This is a genomic window from Pseudomonas sp. AC169, assembly GCF_979258515.1.
In genome coordinates, this window is record NZ_OZ409866.1 from 6774497 (window position 1) to 6793753 (window position 19257).

The window sequence follows — 19257 nt, forward strand, 5'->3', positions numbered from 1 at the left end:
CCGGCTCTATCGGTGTTTTTCGCCCCGCGCGAAGCCAATGAATCCGGGGCCGATAGAGCTGATCGATAGTCCCTTAAACACTTCCGATTGGACGAACAACAGTTCAAATGAGATTGTCGCACCCTGCGCTTTTCGTGCGTCTCGCGCATCTGCGTCAATACTCAATCAAAAAATTTCCATCGAGCAGGTGCCATCGTGGACATCAAACAACTCAAGTTCCTGATCGCGCTGGACGAAACCCGTCACTTCGGCCAGGCCGCCGCACGCTGCCACATCACCCAGCCGACATTGTCGATGCGCCTGCGCAATCTGGAAGATGAGCTGGATCTGGTGCTGGTCAATCGTGGTCAGCGCTTTGAAGGTTTCACCCAGGCTGGCGAGCGCGTGCTGGCCTGGGCGCGCACCTTGCTCGCCGCCCATGACGGTTTGTTTGCCGAAGCGGCGGCGTGTCGCGGGCAATTGGTCGGTAGTTTGCGTCTGGGTCTGGTGCCGCTGAGCAGCTTCAACCCGGTCAATTACATTCAGGGGTTGTCCGGCACTTATCCGGAGTTGAAATTCAGCCTGTCGTCGCTCAGCTCCGACGAGATCATCGCCGGTCTGGGCAATAACCAACTCGACTTGGGCGTGTGCTATCTGGACCACGTCAACCCGAACTATTTCGAGTTTTTCGAGATCGGCGAAACCCGTGTCGGCCTGCTCTACGACAACCGCCACTTCCATTTCGAAGGCACAGAAATGAGCTGGGAAGACGCCGCCGAACTGCCGCTGGGGATGATCACCGCCGGCATGCATTACCGTAAATCCATCGACCTGAGTTTCCGCAGCCGTGGGCTCAGCCCGCAGCCGATCATGGAAAGCGACTCCACCTATCAGCTGTTGCAGGCAATTCACCAAGGCTTCTGCTGCGCGATCATGCCGCTGGACAGTGGCCTGGAAGAGCCGATCGAGCATCTGTCGTTCATGCAGTTGCCGGATGCCAGTGTGCTCGCGCCGTTGGGGCTGGTGATGCGCAAGACCGAACCGCGTTCGGCGATTGCCGAGAAGTGTTTTGCCGAGGCGCGGAAGTTGTTTGGGGTTGAGGTTCCAGCCGAATAATTGATGTTGAATGTCAGACCGCCTTCGCGAGCAGGCTCGCTCCCACAATTGAAATGTATTCCCCTGTGGGAGCGAGCCTGCTCGCGATGGGGCCTGACCGGACAACACATATTTTGGTTGATCGACCAAAGCAATCACCACATCGGAACAAGCGATTGGACGCACTTTTAACGTCCCCGTAGCCTGAACACTCTTCAGCGCTTCGGGACTTTCAAGATGCTCTGCCAAGTCGAAACCCTCACAGAATCCACCCGCGAACCCAACGCCCCCGCCCCGCAACCGGCGCAGGTGGCGTTTCGCGAATACCTGCCGGACGCCCCGCTCTCCCAAGCGGCGCTGGCCGCGGAAATCGCCCTTGCCATCACCTACAACGGCCTCAGCCAAGCGGTGATGATGGTCTCGCCCGGCAACCTCGAAGACTTCATCCGTGGCTTCAGCTTGAGCAACGCGATCATCGACAGCGTCGACGAGATCTACGACATCCGCCTCACGCATTTCGATCAGGCCTGTCAGGCCGATGTGCAGATTTCCAGTCGCGCGTTCTGGGCCTTGAAGGATCATCGTCGGCAAATGACCGGCACCAGCGGCTGCGGCATCTGCGGCGTCGAAGCGCTGGAGCAGGCACTGCCGCAACTGCAGATCCTGCAACCTTCGCCGTTACCGCCGGCCAAGCATTTCGACGGCATCCGCCAACGCATCGAAGCCGCTCAACAACTGGCGCGCAGCAGCGGTGCTCTGCACGCCGCGCTGTACTTCGACGTCGACGGTGAAGCGCTGCTGTGCCGCGAAGACATCGGCCGCCACAACGCCCTCGACAAGCTGATCGGCGCAATGCAGATCGACGCCATCGATGCTGCTGAAGGCTTCGTCGTGGTCACCAGCCGTTGCAGCCTCGAACTGATCCACAAAGCCGTGCGTGCGCGCCTCGGCACCCTCGTCAGCCTGTCAGCGCCCACCGCGTTGACCGTGCGCTGGGCGCTCAAGCACCGGCTCAATCTGATCCATGTGCCGCACCGCAACGCCCCGCGAATTTACAGCCCGATCCAGGAATATTCCGCATGAGCCACACCCTCACCCACCTCGACGATCAGGGCCGCGCCAACATGGTCGACGTCAGCGACAAAGCCGCGACCCACCGCGAAGCCAGCGCGCAAGCCTGGGTGCAGATGCGTCCGGAAACCCTGCAGATGATTCAGGCCAACGGTCACCCGAAAGGCGATGTCTTCGCTGTGGCGCGGATCGCCGGGATTCAGGCGGCCAAGCGCACGCATGAACTGATCCCGCTGTGCCATGCGCTGTTGCTCAGTTCGATTCACGTCGAACTCAAGGCCTGCGAACCGGACCGCGTGCAGATCACCAGCACTTGCCGGCTCACCGGCCAGACCGGTGTCGAACTCGAAGCCCTGACCGCCGCCAGCGTTGCCGCGTTGACCATTTACGACATGTGCAAAGCGGTGGATCGGGCGATGGTCATCGGCGACATGCGCCTGCTCAGCAAACAGGGCGGCCAATCGGGCCACTTTCAATGGGAGGACGCGCAATGATTCTGATCAACTACTTCGCCAGCTACCGTGACCGGCTCAATCTCGGTGGTGAAAAAATCCCGCTGACTGAGGCTTTGGGCAGCGTTGAAGACGTGCGGCAGATGCTCATGCAGCGCGGTGATCTGTGGCGTGAAGTGCTCAGCGCCGGGAATCTGATGTGCGCGGTGAATCAGGAGCTGTGTCAGCCGAGTCAGGTGATTGAGGATTTCGATGAGATCGCGTTTTTTCCGCCAGTGACCGGGGGTTGATCGATGGCTATTCGAGTCCAGCACAAAAGTTTCGATGTCGGCCAGTTGACTGCCGACCTGCACGCGCGCAATCCACGGGTGGGCGCGGTGGTGAATTTCATTGGCTACGTGCGTGATCTGAACATTGGCCAGACTGTGAACGAGCTATTTCTTGAACACTATCCGGGCATGACTGAAAAAGCCCTTGAACAGATTGCCGCAGAGGCCCGTGAGCGTTGGCCGCTGCTGGGTGTGGAGATTGTGCATCGGGTCGGCGCGTTGTCGGTGAGTGAGCCGATCGTGTTTGTCGGCGTCAGCAGCAAGCATCGGCATATGGCGTTCGAGGCCTGCGCGTTCATCATGGACGTGCTCAAGACCCGCGCGCCGTTCTGGAAGCGTGAGACTACGCCTGAGGGTTCTAACTGGGTCGAGGGTCGGGAAAGCGATCAGGATGCGGCGTTGCGCTGGAGTCTGGCGCATGCCTGAAAAGCAAAAGCCCCTCACCCTAACCCTCTCCCGGAGGGAGAGGGGACTGATTGGGGGATATTGCAGAAGTACGCCGACCTGAAGCAGTTGCGGTGAATCCATAATCGATAAGATCTTTCAGGTCGACGGATGACGCCAGACACCTCCGTCGGCCCTTCTCCCTTAGGCGTTTGGCTGATGACCCAATCCATAATCGACTCGATTTTTCAGGTCGATGGATAGCACCAGACTCCGCGGTCGGCCCCCTCTCCCCGAGGGAGAGGGGGCTGATTGGGGAACATTGCAGAGATTCACCGACTTGAAAGATTGGCTCTGAATCCATAATCGACTCGGTCTTTCAGGTCGATGGATAACACAAGACACCTCGGTCGGCCCCCTCTCCCTCCGGGAGAGGGCTGGGGTGAGGGTTGAAAGTCTGATTAGATAACCGCTCCGCCAGGATTCAACTCCGGAGTCACGCTTGAGCACAGCGCCGAACAATCTGCCCCGTCCCGATCCCGTCACCCTGCGCCAGGCCTGGCGTTTCTGGCTGAAACTCGGCTGCATCGGTTTCGGCGGCCCGGCCGGGCAGATCGCGATCATGCATCAGGAGCTGGTCGAGCGGCGGCGCTGGATCTCTGAAAAGCGTTTCCTGCACGCACTCAACTACTGCATGTTGCTGCCCGGCCCCGAGGCTCAACAACTGGCGACCTACATCGGCTGGCTGCTGCATCGCACCTGGGGCGGGATCATTGCCGGTGCGCTGTTTGTGTTGCCGTCGTTGTTCATTCTGATCGCGTTGTCCTGGCTGTACGTCGCGTTTGGTGACGTGCCGGCGGTGGCCGGGGTGTTTTACGGGATCAAACCGGCAATCACCGCCATTGTCCTGCACGCCGCGCATCGCATCGGCTCGCGCGCATTGAAGAATGCCTGGCTGTGGGCGATTGCCGGGGCGTCGTTCGTGGCGATTTTCGCCTTCAATGTGCCCTTCCCCTTGATCGTCCTCGTGGCGGCGTTGATCGGCTATCTGAGCGGACGTTTCGCGCCGCAACAGTTCAGCAACGCAGGTGCGCGCAACAGCGAGAAATCCTTCGGCGCGGCGTTGATCGACGACGATACGCCAGCCCCCGAACATGCCCGTTTCAGCCTGCCGAAGCTGCTGCGCCTGGTGTCGGTTGGTGCGGTGCTCTGGTGTTTACCGATGGCGTTACTGACGGTGCTGTTCGGCTGGGACGGAACGTTCACGCAAATGGCCTGGTTCTTCACCAAAGCCGCCCTGCTCACCTTCGGCGGCGCCTACGCGGTGCTGCCTTACGTCTATCAGGGCGCCGTCGGGCATTACGGCTGGCTGACGCCGACACAGATGATTGACGGCCTCGCCCTCGGCGAAACCACCCCCGGCCCGCTGATCATGGTGGTGGCGTTCGTCGGTTTCGTCGGTGCCTATGTGCAACCGGCATTCGGCCCGGAACATGCCTTTGCCGCCGGCGCGCTGGCAGCAACGCTGGTGACCTGGTTCACCTTTCTGCCCTCGTTTCTGTTCATTTTGGCCGGTGGGCCATTGGTGGAATCGACGCACAACGAACTGAAGTTCACCGCACCGCTGACGGCAATCACCGCCGCCGTGGTCGGGGTGATTGTGAATCTGGCGTGTTTTTTCGCCTATCACGTGTTCTGGCCGAATGGCTTTGCCGGGGCGCTGGATCTGTTTTCGCTGACGCTGGCCGTTGCGGCGGCATTGGCCTTGTTCGTTTTCAAGCGCGGTGTGATCAGCGTGTTGATCGTTTGCGCCCTCGCCGGGCTGGGCTTTGAGCTGATGGGCTAAACCCCGGCCTGCGAATCTCCCGTTTACACGCCCGCGAATTCCCCCTTACTATCCGGGCACACCGGTCGGCGGGTCAGCCCGCCACCGACGTTTTCCGCCAACGGAAACACGCGTTATGAGTACGTCACCACAACCAGCAGAAGCGTTGAACGTCTCTACCCTGCGCGCCCTCTCTCACAGGGGCGGCGTATGAATCGTATCGTCAATCTCCCCATGGCCCTGCGCCGATCCAAGCTACGTCACTCCGCACGCCCGCCGGATATCGCCCTGCCTGTCTGATCGCGTCCGTTAAAGAACCGCGACAGCCCCTACTTCCTGATATCCCTGCCAGGACACCCACGCCTTTTTGCCGCGTCGTGTCCGGCCCGAATCTGCGCGCCTGTGCGGCGCCATCGTGAGTGATCGTTATGAAATTCGCAGCCCTTGAAGACGCACGCCTGTTCCTTGAACAGAACCCCGATATCGACATGATCGAACTGTTCATCCTCGACGCCAACGGCGTGCCACGCGGCAAGCTGTTGCACCGCGAAGAATTGCTCGCTGTGTACCAAAGCGGCCGGCCACTGCCGAGCACCATTCTCGGCCTGACCGTGCAGGGTGAAGACGTCGAGAACTCCGGTCTGGTCTGGGACGTCGGCGATATCGACTGCCGCGCCTATCCGCTTGAGGGCAGTCTGGTGCGCCTGCCGTGGCGCAAGATTCCGACCGCCGCCGTGCAGGTCAGCATGCACCCGACCGAGGGCATGCCGGCGAGCATCGCCGACCCACGCCACCTGCTGATCAAGGTCATCGACGGCCTCAAAGCGGAGGGTTATCACCCGGTGATGGCGTGTGAACTGGAGTTCTATCTGCTCGACGCCAAACGCGATCACAACGGCCGTCCGCAACCGGCGCTGGACGCTGACGGAGGCCGACCGCGACACACTCAGGTTTACGGTTTGCGTGAACTGGAGCAGATCGAACCGTTCCTCGCCGACCTCTACAGTGCCTGCAAACTGCACGGCATTCCGGCACGCACGGCGATCTCCGAATACGCGCCGGGTCAGGTGGAAATCACCCTCGAACACGGCGATGCACTGCAGGCGATGGACCAGGCCGTGCGCTACAAACGTCTGGTCAAAGCCATCGCCCACAAGCACGGCATGCAGGCGACATTCATGGCCAAGCCGTTCGATGATCTGGCCGGCACCGGCATGCACATGCACGTGAGTCTGGCCGATGGCGCGGGACATAATTTGTTTGCCTCCGAAGACCCGGCCGGCACGCCGCTGCTGCGCACGGCGATTGGCGGCATGCTCGCGTCCTTGCTCGATTCGTTGCTGCTGTTCTGCCCGAACGCCAACTCGTACCGGCGCTTTCAGGCCAACAGCTACGCGCCGTTGGCGCCGACCTGGGGCGTCGACAACCGTACCGTCAGCCTGCGGGTTCCGGGCGGCCCGGCCAACACCCGGCACATCGAACACCGCATCTGCGGCGCCGACGCCAACCCGTATCTCGCCGCAGCAGCAATCCTTGCCGGGATTCATCGTGGCATTCGTGAAGACCTTGATCCGGGTGCGCCGGTTGAGGGCAACGGCTATGCGCAAGCGAAGGAATTGCTGCCGACGGATTGGCTGACATCGCTGCAGGCGCTGGAGAATTCGGTGTGGGCACGGGATGCGTTAGGACAGGAATTTCTCGGGGTGTATCTGGCGGTGAAACGTGCCGAGTACCGGCAGTTCATGGCCGAGGTGGGTGAGCAGGATTGGCGGTGGTATCTCACCGAAGCTTAACCATTGGACATAGATCCTGTGGGAGCTGGCTTGCCAGCGATGAGGCCAGCACATTCACCTTCTGTGGTGATTGACACTCCGCTATCGCTGGCAAGCCAGCTCCCACAAGGATCCTGCTTAGCCTCCCGAATTTTGTGTGGACACTGACATGACCGAACGCTGCAATTCCTACTACACCGCCACCCTCAACCAGGACACCGACTACCCTACCCTGCAAGGCCGGCACACCGTCGACGTGGTGATTATCGGCGGCGGCTTCACCGGCGTCGCCACCGCTGTCGAACTCGCCGAAAAAGGCCTGAAAGTCGCCATCGTCGAAAGCCACAAGATCGGCTGGGGCGCCACCGGGCGCAATGGCGGCCAAGTCACCGGCAGCCTTTCCGGCGACGGCGCGATGCGCAAACAGATGCGCTGGAAACTCGGCGATGACGTCGATGATTTCATCTGGCACCTGCGCTGGCGCGGGCATGAAATCATCAAGCAGCGTGTCGAGAAATACGGCATCCAGTGCGATCTCAAACACGGCCATTTGCACGCGGCGTACAAACCCAGTCACATGACCGGTCTGCGCAACGATTACGAAGAAGCCGTGCGGCGCGGACTGGGCGATGAGGTCAGCCTGCTCGACCGCAGCCAAGTGCGTGACCTGCTGCAAAGCGACCTCTACCACGGTGCAATCAAGAACACCCGCAACATGCATCTGCACCCGCTCAACCTGTGCATCGGTGAGGCACGGGCGGCGGAAAGTCTCGGCGCGCTGATCTTCGAAAACAGCGAAGTGCTGGAGATCACTCACGGCGCTACGCCGGGCGTACGCACGGCTCACGGCCAGATCGATGCCAATCAGGTGATGCTCGCCGGCGACGTCTATCACAAGCTCGAACCGGGGCAGCTCAAGGGCAAGATTTTTCCGGCCATGGGCGGCATCGTCACCACCGCACCGCTCGGCGATCTGGCCAAGCAGATCAACCCGGAAGATCTGGCCGTATACGACTGCCGCTTCGTCCTCGACTACTACCGCCTCACCGCTGATGGCCGTCTGTTGTTCGGCGGCGGCGCCAACTACAGCGGCAAGGATTCACGGGACATCGCCGCCGAACTGCGCCCGTGCATCGAGCAAACCTTTCCGGCGCTCAAAGGCGTGCAGATCGACTACCAGTGGAGCTGCGCGATGGGCATCGTCATCAACCGCATCCCGCAACTGGGCAAGCTCTCGGACAACGTCTGGTATTGCCAGGGCTACTCGGGGCACGGCATCGCGACGACGCACATCATGGGTGAAATCATGAGCCGCGCGATCACCGGGCAGATGGAGCAGTTCGATACGTTTGCCCAGTGCCAGCACATTCGCGTGCCGATGGGGGATTTGTTGGGCAATCCGTTACTGGCTGCCGGGATGTGGTACTACCAAATGCTTGAGCGCCTGCGCTGAAAGATGGGTTGAATGTACCGACCCCTTCGCGAGCAAGCTCGCTCCCACAGTTGACCGGGTTCTATCTCGGAACGCGTTCGAATGTGGGAGCGAGCTTGCTCGCGAAAGGGCCCTCGAATGCACCGCAAAATCTCAATCCTGCAACTGCTCCACCACAATCCCCAACCGCCGATAATCCTCGACACTCCCCGACGCCACATGCCGCTCGGTAATCAGCGTATGCAGGCGCGTACACGGCGCCACCACAAACGGCTCCACCGCGCCGAGCTTGTCAGCCGATGTCACCGCAATCACCCGCGCCGCGCCCTCCAGCATCGCCTGCTTCACCGGCACTTCATCAAAATGCAGCGAAGTAATCCCCACTTCCGGATGAATCGCACAGACGCCGGTGATCGCCAGATCCGCCCTGATCCCGGCCAGCAGCCGCAGCGCCTCATGCCCACCCGCCGCCATCGTGCGCGGGTTCAACTGGCCGCCAGCGAGAATCACCTTCACACCCTTGAATTCCGAGAGCGCAATCGCCGTCATCGGCGAAGCGGTCACCGCCGTGATGCTGATATCTGCACGTAACGAGCGCGCCACTTGCAGCGTGGTCGAGCCGGAGTCGAACAGCACAATCTGCCCGTCTTCAATCTCTTGCGCCGCCCGTTGCGCCAAACGGATCTTGATCTCATCCGTCTCGTCCAGCCGCGTGAAGTAGTCCTTGCCGGAGTCCTTCGGACGCGGTAGCGCCCCGCCGTGCACGCGCTGTACCAGACCGGCGTTGTCCAGTTCGGCGAGGTCGCGGCGGATGGTGTCTTCGGAGACTGCGAAGTGCTGGCTCAACTCGGAGGCCATGACCTTGCCGTCACGTTCGAGGAGCAAGAGGATTTTCTGCCGGCGCAGGGAGGGCAGTTCGGCTGAAGAATGATCGCGCATGGTTATGCCTGTTTGTGCTTGTAATTGCATGTTTTGCGAGAGTAGCGAAAGGCGTCAACAAACACAAACCGACGGGGTATCAATTGTTTCGATCATTGGAATCGACAAGGCGAATTTTTTCTTTGCTTTCAACCTGTTCAGAATGGCCCCACTTCCAAAAGGTTCAGGATGAACACCTCATGAATCTCAATTTTGCGTTTGCGTGCATGATCGTCGTGTCGTTTGCGATTGCCTTGGGTCACGCCTGACAGCACCTCAGACCGACGCCAGCAAGTGCTCGCGCAACCATTTGTGCGCCGGATCGCGATGCGAACGCTCGCCCCAGAACATCGCCATCTCGTAACCGGGCACTTCCAGCGGCGCGTCGACCACTTGCAAGGCCGGGTTGCCACGCACCAGACGTGACGGCAGCATCGCCACCAGATCGGTGCTGGCCAACACCGACATCGCCATCAGAAAGTGCGGCACCGACAGCACCACTTTGCGCATCAGCCCGACATCGGCCAACGCCCGGTCGGTCACCCCGAAAAAGCCCCCGCCCTCGCGCGACACCATCACATGTTCCAATGCGCAGAATTGTTTGCGCGTGGGTGCAGACTTTAATCCCGGATGTCCGACTCGACCGGCCAGCACATAACGCTCGGTGAACAGCGGTCGTCGATGCAACTCCGGCGGCGCGTCTTCGCTGATGTGCAGCGCCAGATCGAACACGCCCTGCTCAGCCTGTTTGACCAAATGTGCCGGGGTCAGATCGATCACCGCCAGACGCGTGCCCGGCGCCTGTTCGCGCAAGCCGCTCAACGCCGGCAACACCACCGTCGACTCGCCGTAATCGGTCGCGGCGATTTTCCAGGTGTGCGTCGCATGCGCCGGGTCGAACGCACTGGCCGGCGCCACCGCTCTCTCCAACGCTTCCAATGCCTCGCGCAACGGTTCACGCAATTCATCGGCGCGTGCCGTCGGGCGCATGCCGCGCGGCCCAGGCAACAACAGCGGATCGCCAAAGATGTCGCGCAACTTGGCCAGATGCACACTCACCGAAGGCTGTGACAGGTTCAGCCGCTGCGCCGCGCGGGTGACGTTGTGCTCCGACAGCAGCACATCGAGGGTCAGCAGCAGATTGATATCCAGCCGTCTCAAATTATTCATGGCTATACCAGACATATCAGACATTCATTTCCAATATACCGGTTGAGCGCCGATCCTGCTGTCACTCAGCTAACGGAGCTTCAACATGAACGTATTACTCGTCTACGCACACCCGGAACCGACGTCCCTCAATGGCTCGCTGCGCAACTTCAGCGTCCAGCGCCTGCAAGCCGCCGGCCATACCGTGCAGGTCTCCGACCTCTATGCGATGAACTGGAAAGCCACCCTTGACGCCGATGACGCCCCGCAACGCGATGCGACGAAGCCGTTTCACTCCTCCCTCGACTCGAAAGTCGCCTACACCGACGGCACCCAATCCGCCGACATCGCCCGCGAGCAGGAAAAGCTGTTGTGGGCGGATGCGCTGATTCTGCAATTTCCGCTGTGGTGGTTCACCATGCCGGCGATCCTCAAAGGCTGGGTTGATCGGGTGTATGCCTACGGTTTTGCCTATGGCGTTGGCGAGCACTCCGACAGTCGTTGGGGCGAGCGTTATGGCGAAGGGAAAATGAAAGGCAAACGGGCGATGTTGATGGTCACCACTGGCGGCTGGGAATCGCATTACGCGCCGCGTGGGATTAACGGGCCGATGGATGATTTGCTGTTCCCGATTCAGCACGGGATTTTGTACTACCCCGGTTTTGAAGTGGTGCCGCCGTTTGTGGTGTATCGGACTAGCCGGATGGATGCGGCGCGGTATGCCGAGACTTGCGATGAGTTGGGGCGGCGACTGGATGAGTTGTGGAGTGCAAGGCCGATTGGGTTTCGGCAGCAGAATGCCGGCGAATACGAAATCCCCGCTTTGACTTTAAAGAGCGATATCGCGCCGGATAGCGAAGGCTTCGACGCACATATCCGCTAGCGCCGCATCGACCACGTAGAGCAAAAGCCCCTCACCCTAACCCTCTCCCAGAGGGAGAGGGGACTGACCGAGTTGTTTTTTCGAGCTACACCGACTTGGGATATCGCGCGAACTCAAGTTTTGAACAGCCCACAATCGGCTCCCTTCCCCCTCGACCACCAGGGAGAGAGGCGACTGACCGAGTTGTTTTTTCGAGCTACGCCGACTTGGAATATCGAGCCGAACTCAAGTTTTGAACAGCCCACAATCGGCTCCCTTTCCCCCTCGCCCCCCCTGGGGGAGAGGGCTGGGGTGAGGGGGATGGTTCTAACTGACACACCGCAACACATTGGCATCAGCTCGAGTCAGGCTCCCTCCCGCGCCCGCCGCACCTGCACCAACAACGCCGGCGCAAAGTGCAGCAACACCATCCGGCTCAAATGATGCGTCAGAATAAACACCACATTCAGCCCACCACCAAACGCGACAATCGCAATCGTCTCGATCGCCCCCGGCATGTACGCCAGCCACAGCGACAGAGGATCACTGCCCAACCAGCGCGCCGCCACTTCAGCAAATACCGCCGCAACCACAATCATCAACCCGACCGAGACCAACGCCGTGCGCCCATGACGTCCCAGTTCCGCGACGCCCAGCCCCTGAAACCTTGAGCCAATCCGCACACCGAGAATCAGCGCCGCCAGATTCAGACTCCAGTCCGGCATGTGAAAGCCATGCAGCCATCCCGATTTCACAAACACCGCCGTAATGATGATCGCGGTGAGCATGAACGGCGCCGGAACGCCGATCACCAGCAGCAAGCGCCCGAGCAGCACGCTCAACGCGATCACCGAAAACGCGGTCAACGCCATGCCTGTGGTCATTGGATCACCATCGGCGACGGCTACCGCTGCGGCCTGGCCAGGAATCAGGAAACTCACCAACACCGTGATCAACAGCAAGCGCATCAAGTGCACGATGATGACCTTGCTCGAGGCTTTCTCCGACTCGAGCAAATCAAACACCGCCGCCAGTGCGCCGGGATAAACCGCCAACAGTGCATCAGTGCGGTTCCAGCCTGCGCCGCGCGTCAGCCACCAGCCGGCCAATGCGATCTGCACCGTCAGGCAAATCAGCAACACGCCGAGGCTCGGCAACATCGTCGAGGCCGTCGCGCTGTCCCACGCTTCAAACATCAGCCCGGTGGCGATGCCCAGCGTGACCTGGATGTAGCCCAGTCCATAAGGGGTTGCCGGGGCGATGCCGGTATTGCTGGCGAACAACGCGGTGACCACAATCGACCCCAACAGCAAGCCATGGGGCACGCCTTGGAACTGCAAGAGTGCGCCGAAACCGGCGGCAATCAACAAACACAGAATGGATTTCATAGTCGCCTTCCTGGCTATTTACCTGACACACCACAACCCCGTGTAGGAGCTGCCGAAGGCTCGGGCCGCGATCGGACGATCTTTTGCCTTTGTTTTTGAAGATCAAGATCAAAAGATCGTCCGATCGCGGCCCGAGCCTTCGGCAGTTCCTACAGGGGATTTATTTGTTTTTACCCGCGCAACCGGCCAATCGCGCGGCGGTATTTTTCGATTCGTTCGAGATCTTCCCAACTTGGCGAGGCAATTCGCGACAGGTCGCTGTTCTCTTCCAGATCTGCCAATTTGACCACCCGACCGATAGGGTTCTGCGCGGCGCGATCGACGAAATCCTCGTAGGACTCGCCCGGCACTTTAGTCACCGATTCGATAGCGCTCAAAACTTCCTCGCTGAAGCCTTCCTTGCGCAAATCATCGAGGCTGATACCACAATCCTCAACCACGTCATGCAGCACGGCGACGATACGTTCTTCCAGGGTGCTCATGCGCAACATGACTTTCAGCGGATGCAAAATGTACGGCGCACCGCCCTTGTCCACCTGCCCGGCGTGGGCCGTGGCGGCGATGGCGATAGCGCGTTCGAGGGTTTGGGTCATGGGAGTCTCCGAGGGTTAAACGCCGTAGCGGCCGCCGACGTGGAAATTGCGTTTAAGCCAGCCGCCGATAGCTTTCAACCGTCCGACTGGCTTCGCGGGCCCGGAATGGCGCTGAAGAATCAACGACACGATGCTGACTTGGTCAGCTTGCGGATCGGCATCGATTATCTCGGCCACCCAGGCGCAATCAGCCTTTCTCAGATGTTCACGCCAGTCGCCGGGCCAGGCATCCAGCTCATTCAGCGCCAGCCACCGCGCACCGCCCTGTTCGGCATGTCCGCCGCCGATTGACTGCTCAAAACACAAAGGCGTAGCCGGCCGGGACAGGTCGAGGCTGAAAATGTAAACGTCGTGGGTTTTGTGTTGCGGTGTGGGAGCGTTGTTGCGGCTGCCGATAACCATCATGGCGATGTTCCATTCCTTGGGCGCTGAATGTTTCCGATTGTTTCGCAGTGTACGCGACGGGAGCAAATCAAAAACCCGATGGAACCTCCCTCCTCCGCACAATCTCGAAACTGTATCTGATCTGGTCAAACGATACTGGACACGGTTATAGGGTTTTACCCTTTTTCATGCCGCCAGGGCTTCCATGGCTACGGGAGTTCGATAGCCGTTGTAACTGTGTAGCCTGATCCGATTGTAATAGTGGGTCAGGTAGCGCAACACATCGGTACTGGCCTCGTCTTCGTTTCGGTAGCCAGCCTTGGGTATCCATTCAGATTTCAAACTGCCGAAGAAACGCTCCATCGGGGCGTTATCCCAGCAGTTTCCTCGTCGACTCATGCTTTGTTTTATCCGCATCTCCGACAGCGTTTCACGAAACATTTTACTGCTGTAATGGCAGCCCTGATCCGAATGGAACATCAGGTTTGCAGGACGTCCTCGCGACTCGAAAGCCATCTTCAACGCTTTACAGGTCAGAGCCGAATCGGGACTCCTGGATATCGCCCAGCCGACGATGCGTCGGGCATACAGGTCTAGTACCGCGGCCAGATAAACCCAGTAAGTACCGGCCCAAATGTAAGTCACGTCGCCACACCACACTTGATTGGGCGCCTCAACGTTGAATTTACGCTGCAAATGATTAGGGGCGTATTGAGCCTCCGCGCCGCTAGGTTTGTAACGATGCCTGCGCCGTTGCTGGCTCTTCAATCCGATCTCGCGCATCAGGCTACGAGCCATGTAACGACCTACCGACTCCTTTTCGTTACACAACGCCTTTGCCAGGCTGCGCGCGCCCATTGAGCCGCGACTTTGCTCATGTAGTTCGGCAGCCTTGATCTTGAGGCGATCGCGCTCGACATCCACTTTTGTCCGCCGTTTCAGACGCTCGTAATAACTGCTGCGGTTGATACCAAATACGCCACACAACTCGGATCTTGGATATTGCTCGCTTAACTCCTCGACCAGCTTTACCGATCGAGGGAATCCGACATCAAGAGAGCAGTAGCCTTTTTTAAAATTTCCTTCTCGCGCTCAATCCGTCGGATTGTTGCTTCCAGTTCCTGGATGCGTTGTTGGTCAGCGGTCATGGCCTTGGACTTCTCAGGTGTCTTCCCGCTGCGCTCTGCACGCAGTTGCTCAACCCAGCGGCGCAGAGCTGTAGGGCCTACACCCATTGCTTCACAGGCTTCGCTCACCGAATAATCTTTATCCAAAACCAGGCAAGCCGCGTCCCGTTTGAAATCTGTCGAAAAATAGCGTCTGGTCAAATCACACCTCGTCGTTGGGCGTAGATTAACGCCCTTTAGGGGTGTCCAGAATCATTAAGCCAGATCAATCAGCGCCAAATCCCCGATCAGACACGGCGCCCTTGAAGAGGAAATCCCGATGAACATTCGCTTCCTGCTTCTGATCGCCACCTTCGCCATCATCCCCACCTGCGTCATGGCCGAAGGCTGCGACGTCCAGACCCAATCCTCCAGCGCCTCGGTGCCGGCGGTCGAAAGCCACAGCTGCTATGAATACGAAGGCATGCCGGTCAACTCCATCGACTGGTCGTGCAGCAATGAAAGCAAAGACATGCTCAATAGCAAAAAAACCAAGGTCGAACACTGCGCCGACCACTACCAGGCGACGTGCATCGCCACGATCACCCAGGAATCCCTGGCTAACCCGCACTCCACCAGCAAAGACAAGAACGCCAAGGCGCTGAATATTCCCGACAACGCGCAAGTGACCACGTATTACTACGACGTGGAGCATTTGGCGCAGGCACGGATTGATTGTGAGAATGGCGGGGGGCATTGGAAGGCGAAGTAAGCGTTTGATATTTGCGCTGGCGATACACAAAGAAAAGCCCGGCTCAAAAAACCGGGCTTTTTAGTGCGCGATATCCATTAACCGCCGCCGCTACCACCACTGCTGCTACCGGTGGTCTGCCCGGCACCACTGGGTTTGGTGGCTGAAGGCACAGGACCACTATCAGTCTTGCCGCCGTCGCCACCTTTGGGCAGCGAATTGGCATCGGGATCGGCATTGGTGGCTGGGGATGCCGGGGCGCGAGTCTGGCTGGTGCCGTCGTTTGCCGTTGGGGTGGACGTTTCGCCGGCCGCGACCGCATAAAGCGAACTGCCGGACAGCAACGCCGCGAGGGTGAACACCGCGATTTTATGGTTCAGCATGGTGGCTCTTCCTTTGCTGGGTGAGTTACAGCATTGGAAGAAGGTGTGCGGCGAACGTGCGGTGCGCCGGACGAATGGTTATCGCCCAAATGGCTCACGCAATTTCGATGTCTGAAAACTTCGCAGAAAAACACCCCATGTGGCGCGGGAGTTTGCTCCCGCCGGGATACAAAGCGGCCTAAAAATCGGACATAACTTTATTACCACTTCAGAACATTCACTTCCTGACTTCCGCCGTTCCTGTAAGACGCGTCCGAGTTTAAAAACCACTGAACCTCTTCCTCTCCGCCATAGGCTTATTTGACGGTTAATCTGCAGACAAGACTAATCTTTTAATAAAGCAGAGCAGCCATGGCCAATCACAGTTACATGACTATCACCGGAAACCGACAAGGACTGATCTCCGGCGGATGTTCCGACACTAATTCAATCGGCAACAAATGCCAGTTGGGCCACCTGGATGAAATCATGGTACTGGCCTACTCACACAACATGACCGCCGGTAATAACGGCAGCGTGGGCGCCGACCGAGGCCAACACCTGCCAATCATGATCACCAAGAACATCGACAAATCCTCCCCTCTCCTGTCCGCCGCACTTCACGAACGCGAAGTTCTGGAATGCACAATATTTTTCTACCGAACCTCGCCCGCCGGCACTCAAGATAAATATTTCAAAATCCACATAACCGGCGCCAAAGTCGCCCACATCAACCTTCAAGTACCCCACGCCATTCACCTCAATGACGCACAACCACAGGAACTGGTGTCGTTCACTTATCGCGAAATCAGTTGGACGCATATTCAAGCGGGCACGTGCGGTTCCAGCACGTGGGGAAATAACGATGAATGAGGACTCATGCGACATTAACGACGTTACCCGTGCCGCGTCAGACCTGGTCGCTTTCGGCTGCCAGATCGGCGCCACGCAGTTGTACGACAGTTTCAGCCAACTCAAGTTTGGCGAGATTGTGTCGGCTTATGCGAATGAGATTATTCGGGCGGTGGATGAAGGTGTTATTAGTGCAAAGCAAGGATTGAAGGAGCTCAGGGATGAGCATTCAGAGCTTTCTGCCAAATCCATGTTTTATTTTCAGAATGGGGTGACTATCGCTGCGGGAAGCATGCAACTTCAGGCGGGCGCCTTAGTAATTTCAGCTAGCCGAGGGAGGGCCGGTGTCAAGGGCGCTGCCCTAGTGGCTCATGGCATCAACAACATTTACGAGGGAGTGGGAAACATCTACGTCGGCCCTGAAAAACCAGGTATTTTGGGGCCTATAAGGATGGGTTATCAAAAAACTTTCGGCATTGAAAATGGCAACTTGGCCTATTACACCTTCGATTTCTACCTATCTATTAACGGAATGATGAGTTTTGTTCGAAAGCCTGACTCGGTACAGTTTTTCAATAGAGACCCGATAAACTACGAGCGCGGATACAAACAAATGGGAGCGCTCGCACTAGCCCTCGAAGCACTTGCAGATAGCATCACACTGAGAACCATTATAAAGGAGTCGATTCCTGCAAAATTATCAAGTGACGGCTTTATCAACGGCGAGAACGAAATGATCGCTGGAAAAAACTCAAATAACAAAATAACCCAAGAAACAAAAAAAACAGCCCACCAGCCATAACCCAGCAAGAGACATCAACAAATAAATCAACCCCCATTAAAAAAGGAGTAAAAATAAAAGTCGCAGTTATAGATACAACAACTATCTGAATCCATGCAACTCGTAAGCTATAATACTTTTCCTCAATCATTTCGCCATAGAGCACGTTACGAAGTCGCGGTAAATTATAAACCAAATCAAACACCACAAGAAATATATAAATACCCCAGAAAACTACCCAAAGCCAACCTCCCTCTAGATCGATGAGCTGGCGAATACCACTCACAATCATTACCGCCCAGAAACCAGCGGAACCGACAATAAGACAGAAGACACTAAAATAATACCGAAGGTCATACAGTTTCATTAACTCACCCTAAAACCTCAAGACCAATTCTCAGCCTCAAAAAATTGAACCGCAACACAATGTAAACACGCCAAAAAATCCATAACATCACCGACCCTGCACCTTCATGCAACCATTCAGATATTTTCTACAAATCAAAATCCTCGCCCCTCTATTGGGCAGTTCTATCAACATTATCTAGGACAACCCGATGGAAACATAATTTACTACTCAGCAGATTTGAGCCGCTCTATCATTGGCATCTTTAGACTGACTCGAAAAACCAACTCAACCAAACTATTTATTCGAGATCCAATGAATTAAGAACACACCTACAATCAGATGGGGAAATTGGCCTTGGCTTTGAAGCAATGACCAGTTCACTTACAATAAAAAGCATGACAGACAAAGACAACACAAACACACCAACAACAAACTAGCACCATCACAAATCTATCGTGCGCAACCAGAGCCAAATAAAAATTATTACAAACGCCCCTACACCTATGACACCACGATGAAGATCGGTAAAATCGAACCCGCCACCGATAAATTGGACGATGAATTGAACAACAATCTCAGCGCAAAACAATGCGGAAACAAAAATATAAATATAGCCGACAATTACTGGAGTTTCTTCTCTCCCTGCATCTCGACCAAGCCACTCCGCAAGCTCCCCAACAAAAAAATAACGAAAATTAATAAACAACATTCCAAAAAAACACCACCTAAAATAACTTTTCTGACAACACCACCCAGAGGAACAAGCTTTTCCAAATTATGCACCAGTAACGCACTATACAGCGCACTGAGAAGGAGAGTGACAATAAAAAGACCAATAACAACACCAAACTCTCGAACCAACATATCTCCACTCACACTCCCAATTAGTGAAAGATAAAAACAAAATCAATATACACACAACCAGAAAGGACGAGCACTTCTTGGCCACATCACCAGTAAAAATTCATACTCGTCTTACAGCACCTCGCGAAAACTCTTACAAGCGTTTCCCAATAGAACTGGTCGAGTTCAAAGCAGCGACCTGCCCCGTTCAAAATAAAAATTAATAAAAAATCCGACACCCAAACAGATATCGGATTATTCACACCCTACGACGGTTCTTACAGACACCATCCAGAGTTTAGCCGGCGTATTCGCGCTAATAATCTCCGCCTCATCTGCCCCGATATTCCGAAACTTATTCAGCAGCGTCGTCGGAAAGTAATACCCATCCCCCGCAACTCAACCGTGCCACGGGTGACAAGCCCGCACTCCTCGCCTTCCGCATGCACAATCCGCTCTTCCCCAGAACTTGCGCCGGTACATGTTGTTCGCGCAGCAAGCGCATCTGGCGGCTGAGCACGGAGAGGCCGATAAGCAGCAGGCGCCGGTCGTGGCAGCCAAGGTCAGTTACAGCATTGGA

General features: G+C 57.3%; 20 protein-coding genes and 1 pseudogene. 12 read left to right on the top strand and 9 right to left on the bottom strand.

Annotated features, from left to right (window positions below; translation table 11 throughout):
- Window positions 1-195: 195 nt before the first annotated feature.
- From ACZZ0G_RS30060 to ACZZ0G_RS30095, 8 genes are all read left to right on the top strand, one after another.
- Window positions 196-1095: a LysR family transcriptional regulator gene (locus tag ACZZ0G_RS30060; protein ID WP_463558757.1), complete on the top strand. Its 900-nt coding sequence runs from the start codon at window positions 196-198 to the stop codon at window positions 1093-1095.
- Between the two features lie 216 nt (window positions 1096-1311).
- A complete protein-coding gene (gene fdhD, locus ACZZ0G_RS30065) occupies window positions 1312-2157 on the top strand; it encodes a formate dehydrogenase accessory sulfurtransferase FdhD (RefSeq protein ID WP_463558758.1) in 846 nt (281 codons plus the stop codon).
- Window positions 2154-2639, top strand: coding sequence for a cyclic pyranopterin monophosphate synthase MoaC (gene moaC / locus ACZZ0G_RS30070; RefSeq protein WP_463558759.1), 486 nt, complete (start codon window positions 2154-2156; stop codon window positions 2637-2639). Before fdhD ends, moaC begins: the two co-directional genes overlap by 4 nt.
- Window positions 2636-2887: a MoaD/ThiS family protein gene (locus ACZZ0G_RS30075; protein WP_463558760.1), complete on the top strand. Its 252-nt coding sequence runs from the start codon at window positions 2636-2638 to the stop codon at window positions 2885-2887. Before moaC ends, ACZZ0G_RS30075 begins: the two co-directional genes overlap by 4 nt.
- A gap of 3 nt (window positions 2888-2890) precedes the next feature.
- Window positions 2891-3352, top strand: coding sequence for a molybdopterin synthase catalytic subunit MoaE (gene moaE, locus ACZZ0G_RS30080; protein WP_463558761.1), 462 nt, complete (start codon window positions 2891-2893; stop codon window positions 3350-3352).
- A gap of 460 nt (window positions 3353-3812) precedes the next feature.
- Window positions 3813-5156 carry a chromate efflux transporter gene (chrA, locus tag ACZZ0G_RS30085; RefSeq protein ID WP_463558762.1) on the top strand — a complete coding sequence of 448 codons (1344 nt, stop codon included), beginning with the start codon at window positions 3813-3815 and terminating at the stop codon, window positions 5154-5156.
- Window positions 5157-5563: 407 nt separating this feature from the next.
- Window positions 5564-6928 carry a glutamine synthetase family protein gene (locus tag ACZZ0G_RS30090; RefSeq protein ID WP_463558763.1) on the top strand — a complete coding sequence of 455 codons (1365 nt, stop codon included), beginning with the start codon at window positions 5564-5566 and terminating at the stop codon, window positions 6926-6928.
- Window positions 6929-7076: 148 nt separating this feature from the next.
- A complete protein-coding gene (locus ACZZ0G_RS30095; RefSeq protein WP_463558764.1) occupies window positions 7077-8360 on the top strand; it encodes an NAD(P)/FAD-dependent oxidoreductase in 1284 nt (427 codons plus the stop codon).
- 132 nt (window positions 8361-8492) lie between these two features.
- Here the strand turns inward: ACZZ0G_RS30095 and ACZZ0G_RS30100 are convergent, their stop codons facing one another.
- Window positions 8493-9278 carry a DeoR/GlpR family DNA-binding transcription regulator gene (locus ACZZ0G_RS30100; protein WP_463558765.1) on the bottom strand — a complete coding sequence of 262 codons (786 nt, stop codon included), beginning with the start codon at window positions 9276-9278 and terminating at the stop codon, window positions 8493-8495.
- A 255-nt stretch (window positions 9279-9533) separates the two neighbouring features.
- Window positions 9534-10427, bottom strand: coding sequence for a LysR family transcriptional regulator (locus ACZZ0G_RS30105; RefSeq protein ID WP_463558766.1), 894 nt, complete (start codon window positions 10425-10427; stop codon window positions 9534-9536).
- Between the two features lie 85 nt (window positions 10428-10512).
- On the opposite strand from ACZZ0G_RS30105, the gene ACZZ0G_RS30110 reads away from it, so the two are divergent.
- The gene (locus ACZZ0G_RS30110) at window positions 10513-11289 is read left to right on the top strand and encodes an NAD(P)H-dependent oxidoreductase (protein ID WP_463558767.1); all 777 of its coding nucleotides are present in this window, start codon (window positions 10513-10515) and stop codon (window positions 11287-11289) included.
- Window positions 11290-11633: 344 nt separating this feature from the next.
- Here the strand turns inward: ACZZ0G_RS30110 and ACZZ0G_RS30115 are convergent, their stop codons facing one another.
- The 4 genes from ACZZ0G_RS30115 to ACZZ0G_RS30130 all read right to left on the bottom strand — a co-directional run bounded on the left by ACZZ0G_RS30115 (window position 11634) and on the right by ACZZ0G_RS30130 (window position 14961).
- Entirely contained in the window at window positions 11634-12656 is a 1023-nt protein-coding gene (locus ACZZ0G_RS30115; protein WP_463558768.1) for an AbrB family transcriptional regulator, read from the bottom strand.
- A 170-nt stretch (window positions 12657-12826) separates the two neighbouring features.
- Window positions 12827-13249, bottom strand: a complete 423-nt coding sequence (locus tag ACZZ0G_RS30120) for an HD domain-containing protein (protein WP_095113587.1) — start codon at window positions 13247-13249, stop codon at window positions 12827-12829.
- A gap of 15 nt (window positions 13250-13264) precedes the next feature.
- Window positions 13265-13654 carry a hypothetical protein gene (locus tag ACZZ0G_RS30125; RefSeq protein WP_463558769.1) on the bottom strand — a complete coding sequence of 130 codons (390 nt, stop codon included), beginning with the start codon at window positions 13652-13654 and terminating at the stop codon, window positions 13265-13267.
- Window positions 13655-13819: 165 nt separating this feature from the next.
- A protein-coding gene (locus tag ACZZ0G_RS30130; protein ID WP_463556477.1) for an IS3 family transposase occupies window positions 13820-14961 on the bottom strand; the annotation gives its coding sequence in 2 pieces (ribosomal slippage) (window positions 13820-14700 and window positions 14700-14961; 1143 coding nt in all).
- A gap of 118 nt (window positions 14962-15079) precedes the next feature.
- On the opposite strand from ACZZ0G_RS30130, the gene ACZZ0G_RS30135 reads away from it, so the two are divergent.
- Window positions 15080-15511, top strand: a complete 432-nt coding sequence (locus ACZZ0G_RS30135) for a hypothetical protein (protein WP_463558770.1) — start codon at window positions 15080-15082, stop codon at window positions 15509-15511.
- 77 nt (window positions 15512-15588) lie between these two features.
- Here ACZZ0G_RS30135 and ACZZ0G_RS30140 read toward each other — a convergent pair whose 3' ends face one another.
- Complete coding sequence (locus tag ACZZ0G_RS30140) at window positions 15589-15873, bottom strand: hypothetical protein (RefSeq protein WP_463558771.1); 285 nt, start codon at window positions 15871-15873, stop codon at window positions 15589-15591.
- A gap of 351 nt (window positions 15874-16224) precedes the next feature.
- Here ACZZ0G_RS30140 and ACZZ0G_RS30145 point away from each other — a divergent pair, with 351 nt between their 5' ends.
- Both ACZZ0G_RS30145 and ACZZ0G_RS30150 read left to right on the top strand, forming a co-directional pair.
- Window positions 16225-16725, top strand: a complete 501-nt coding sequence (locus ACZZ0G_RS30145) for an Hcp family type VI secretion system effector (RefSeq protein WP_463558772.1) — start codon at window positions 16225-16227, stop codon at window positions 16723-16725.
- Window positions 16718-17506 (top strand): DUF4225 domain-containing protein, encoded by a 789-nt coding sequence (locus ACZZ0G_RS30150; protein ID WP_463558773.1) that lies wholly within the window; start codon window positions 16718-16720, stop codon window positions 17504-17506. The genes ACZZ0G_RS30145 and ACZZ0G_RS30150 overlap by 8 nt, the downstream gene beginning before the upstream one ends.
- Window positions 17507-18276: 770 nt before the next feature.
- On the opposite strand, the gene ACZZ0G_RS30155 is transcribed toward ACZZ0G_RS30150, so the two are convergent.
- Window positions 18277-18543 (bottom strand): hypothetical protein, encoded by a 267-nt coding sequence (locus ACZZ0G_RS30155; RefSeq protein ID WP_463558774.1) that lies wholly within the window; start codon window positions 18541-18543, stop codon window positions 18277-18279.
- 389 nt (window positions 18544-18932) lie between these two features.
- A pseudogene (locus ACZZ0G_RS30160) lies at window positions 18933-19257 on the bottom strand (cupin domain-containing protein); the annotation flags it as partial.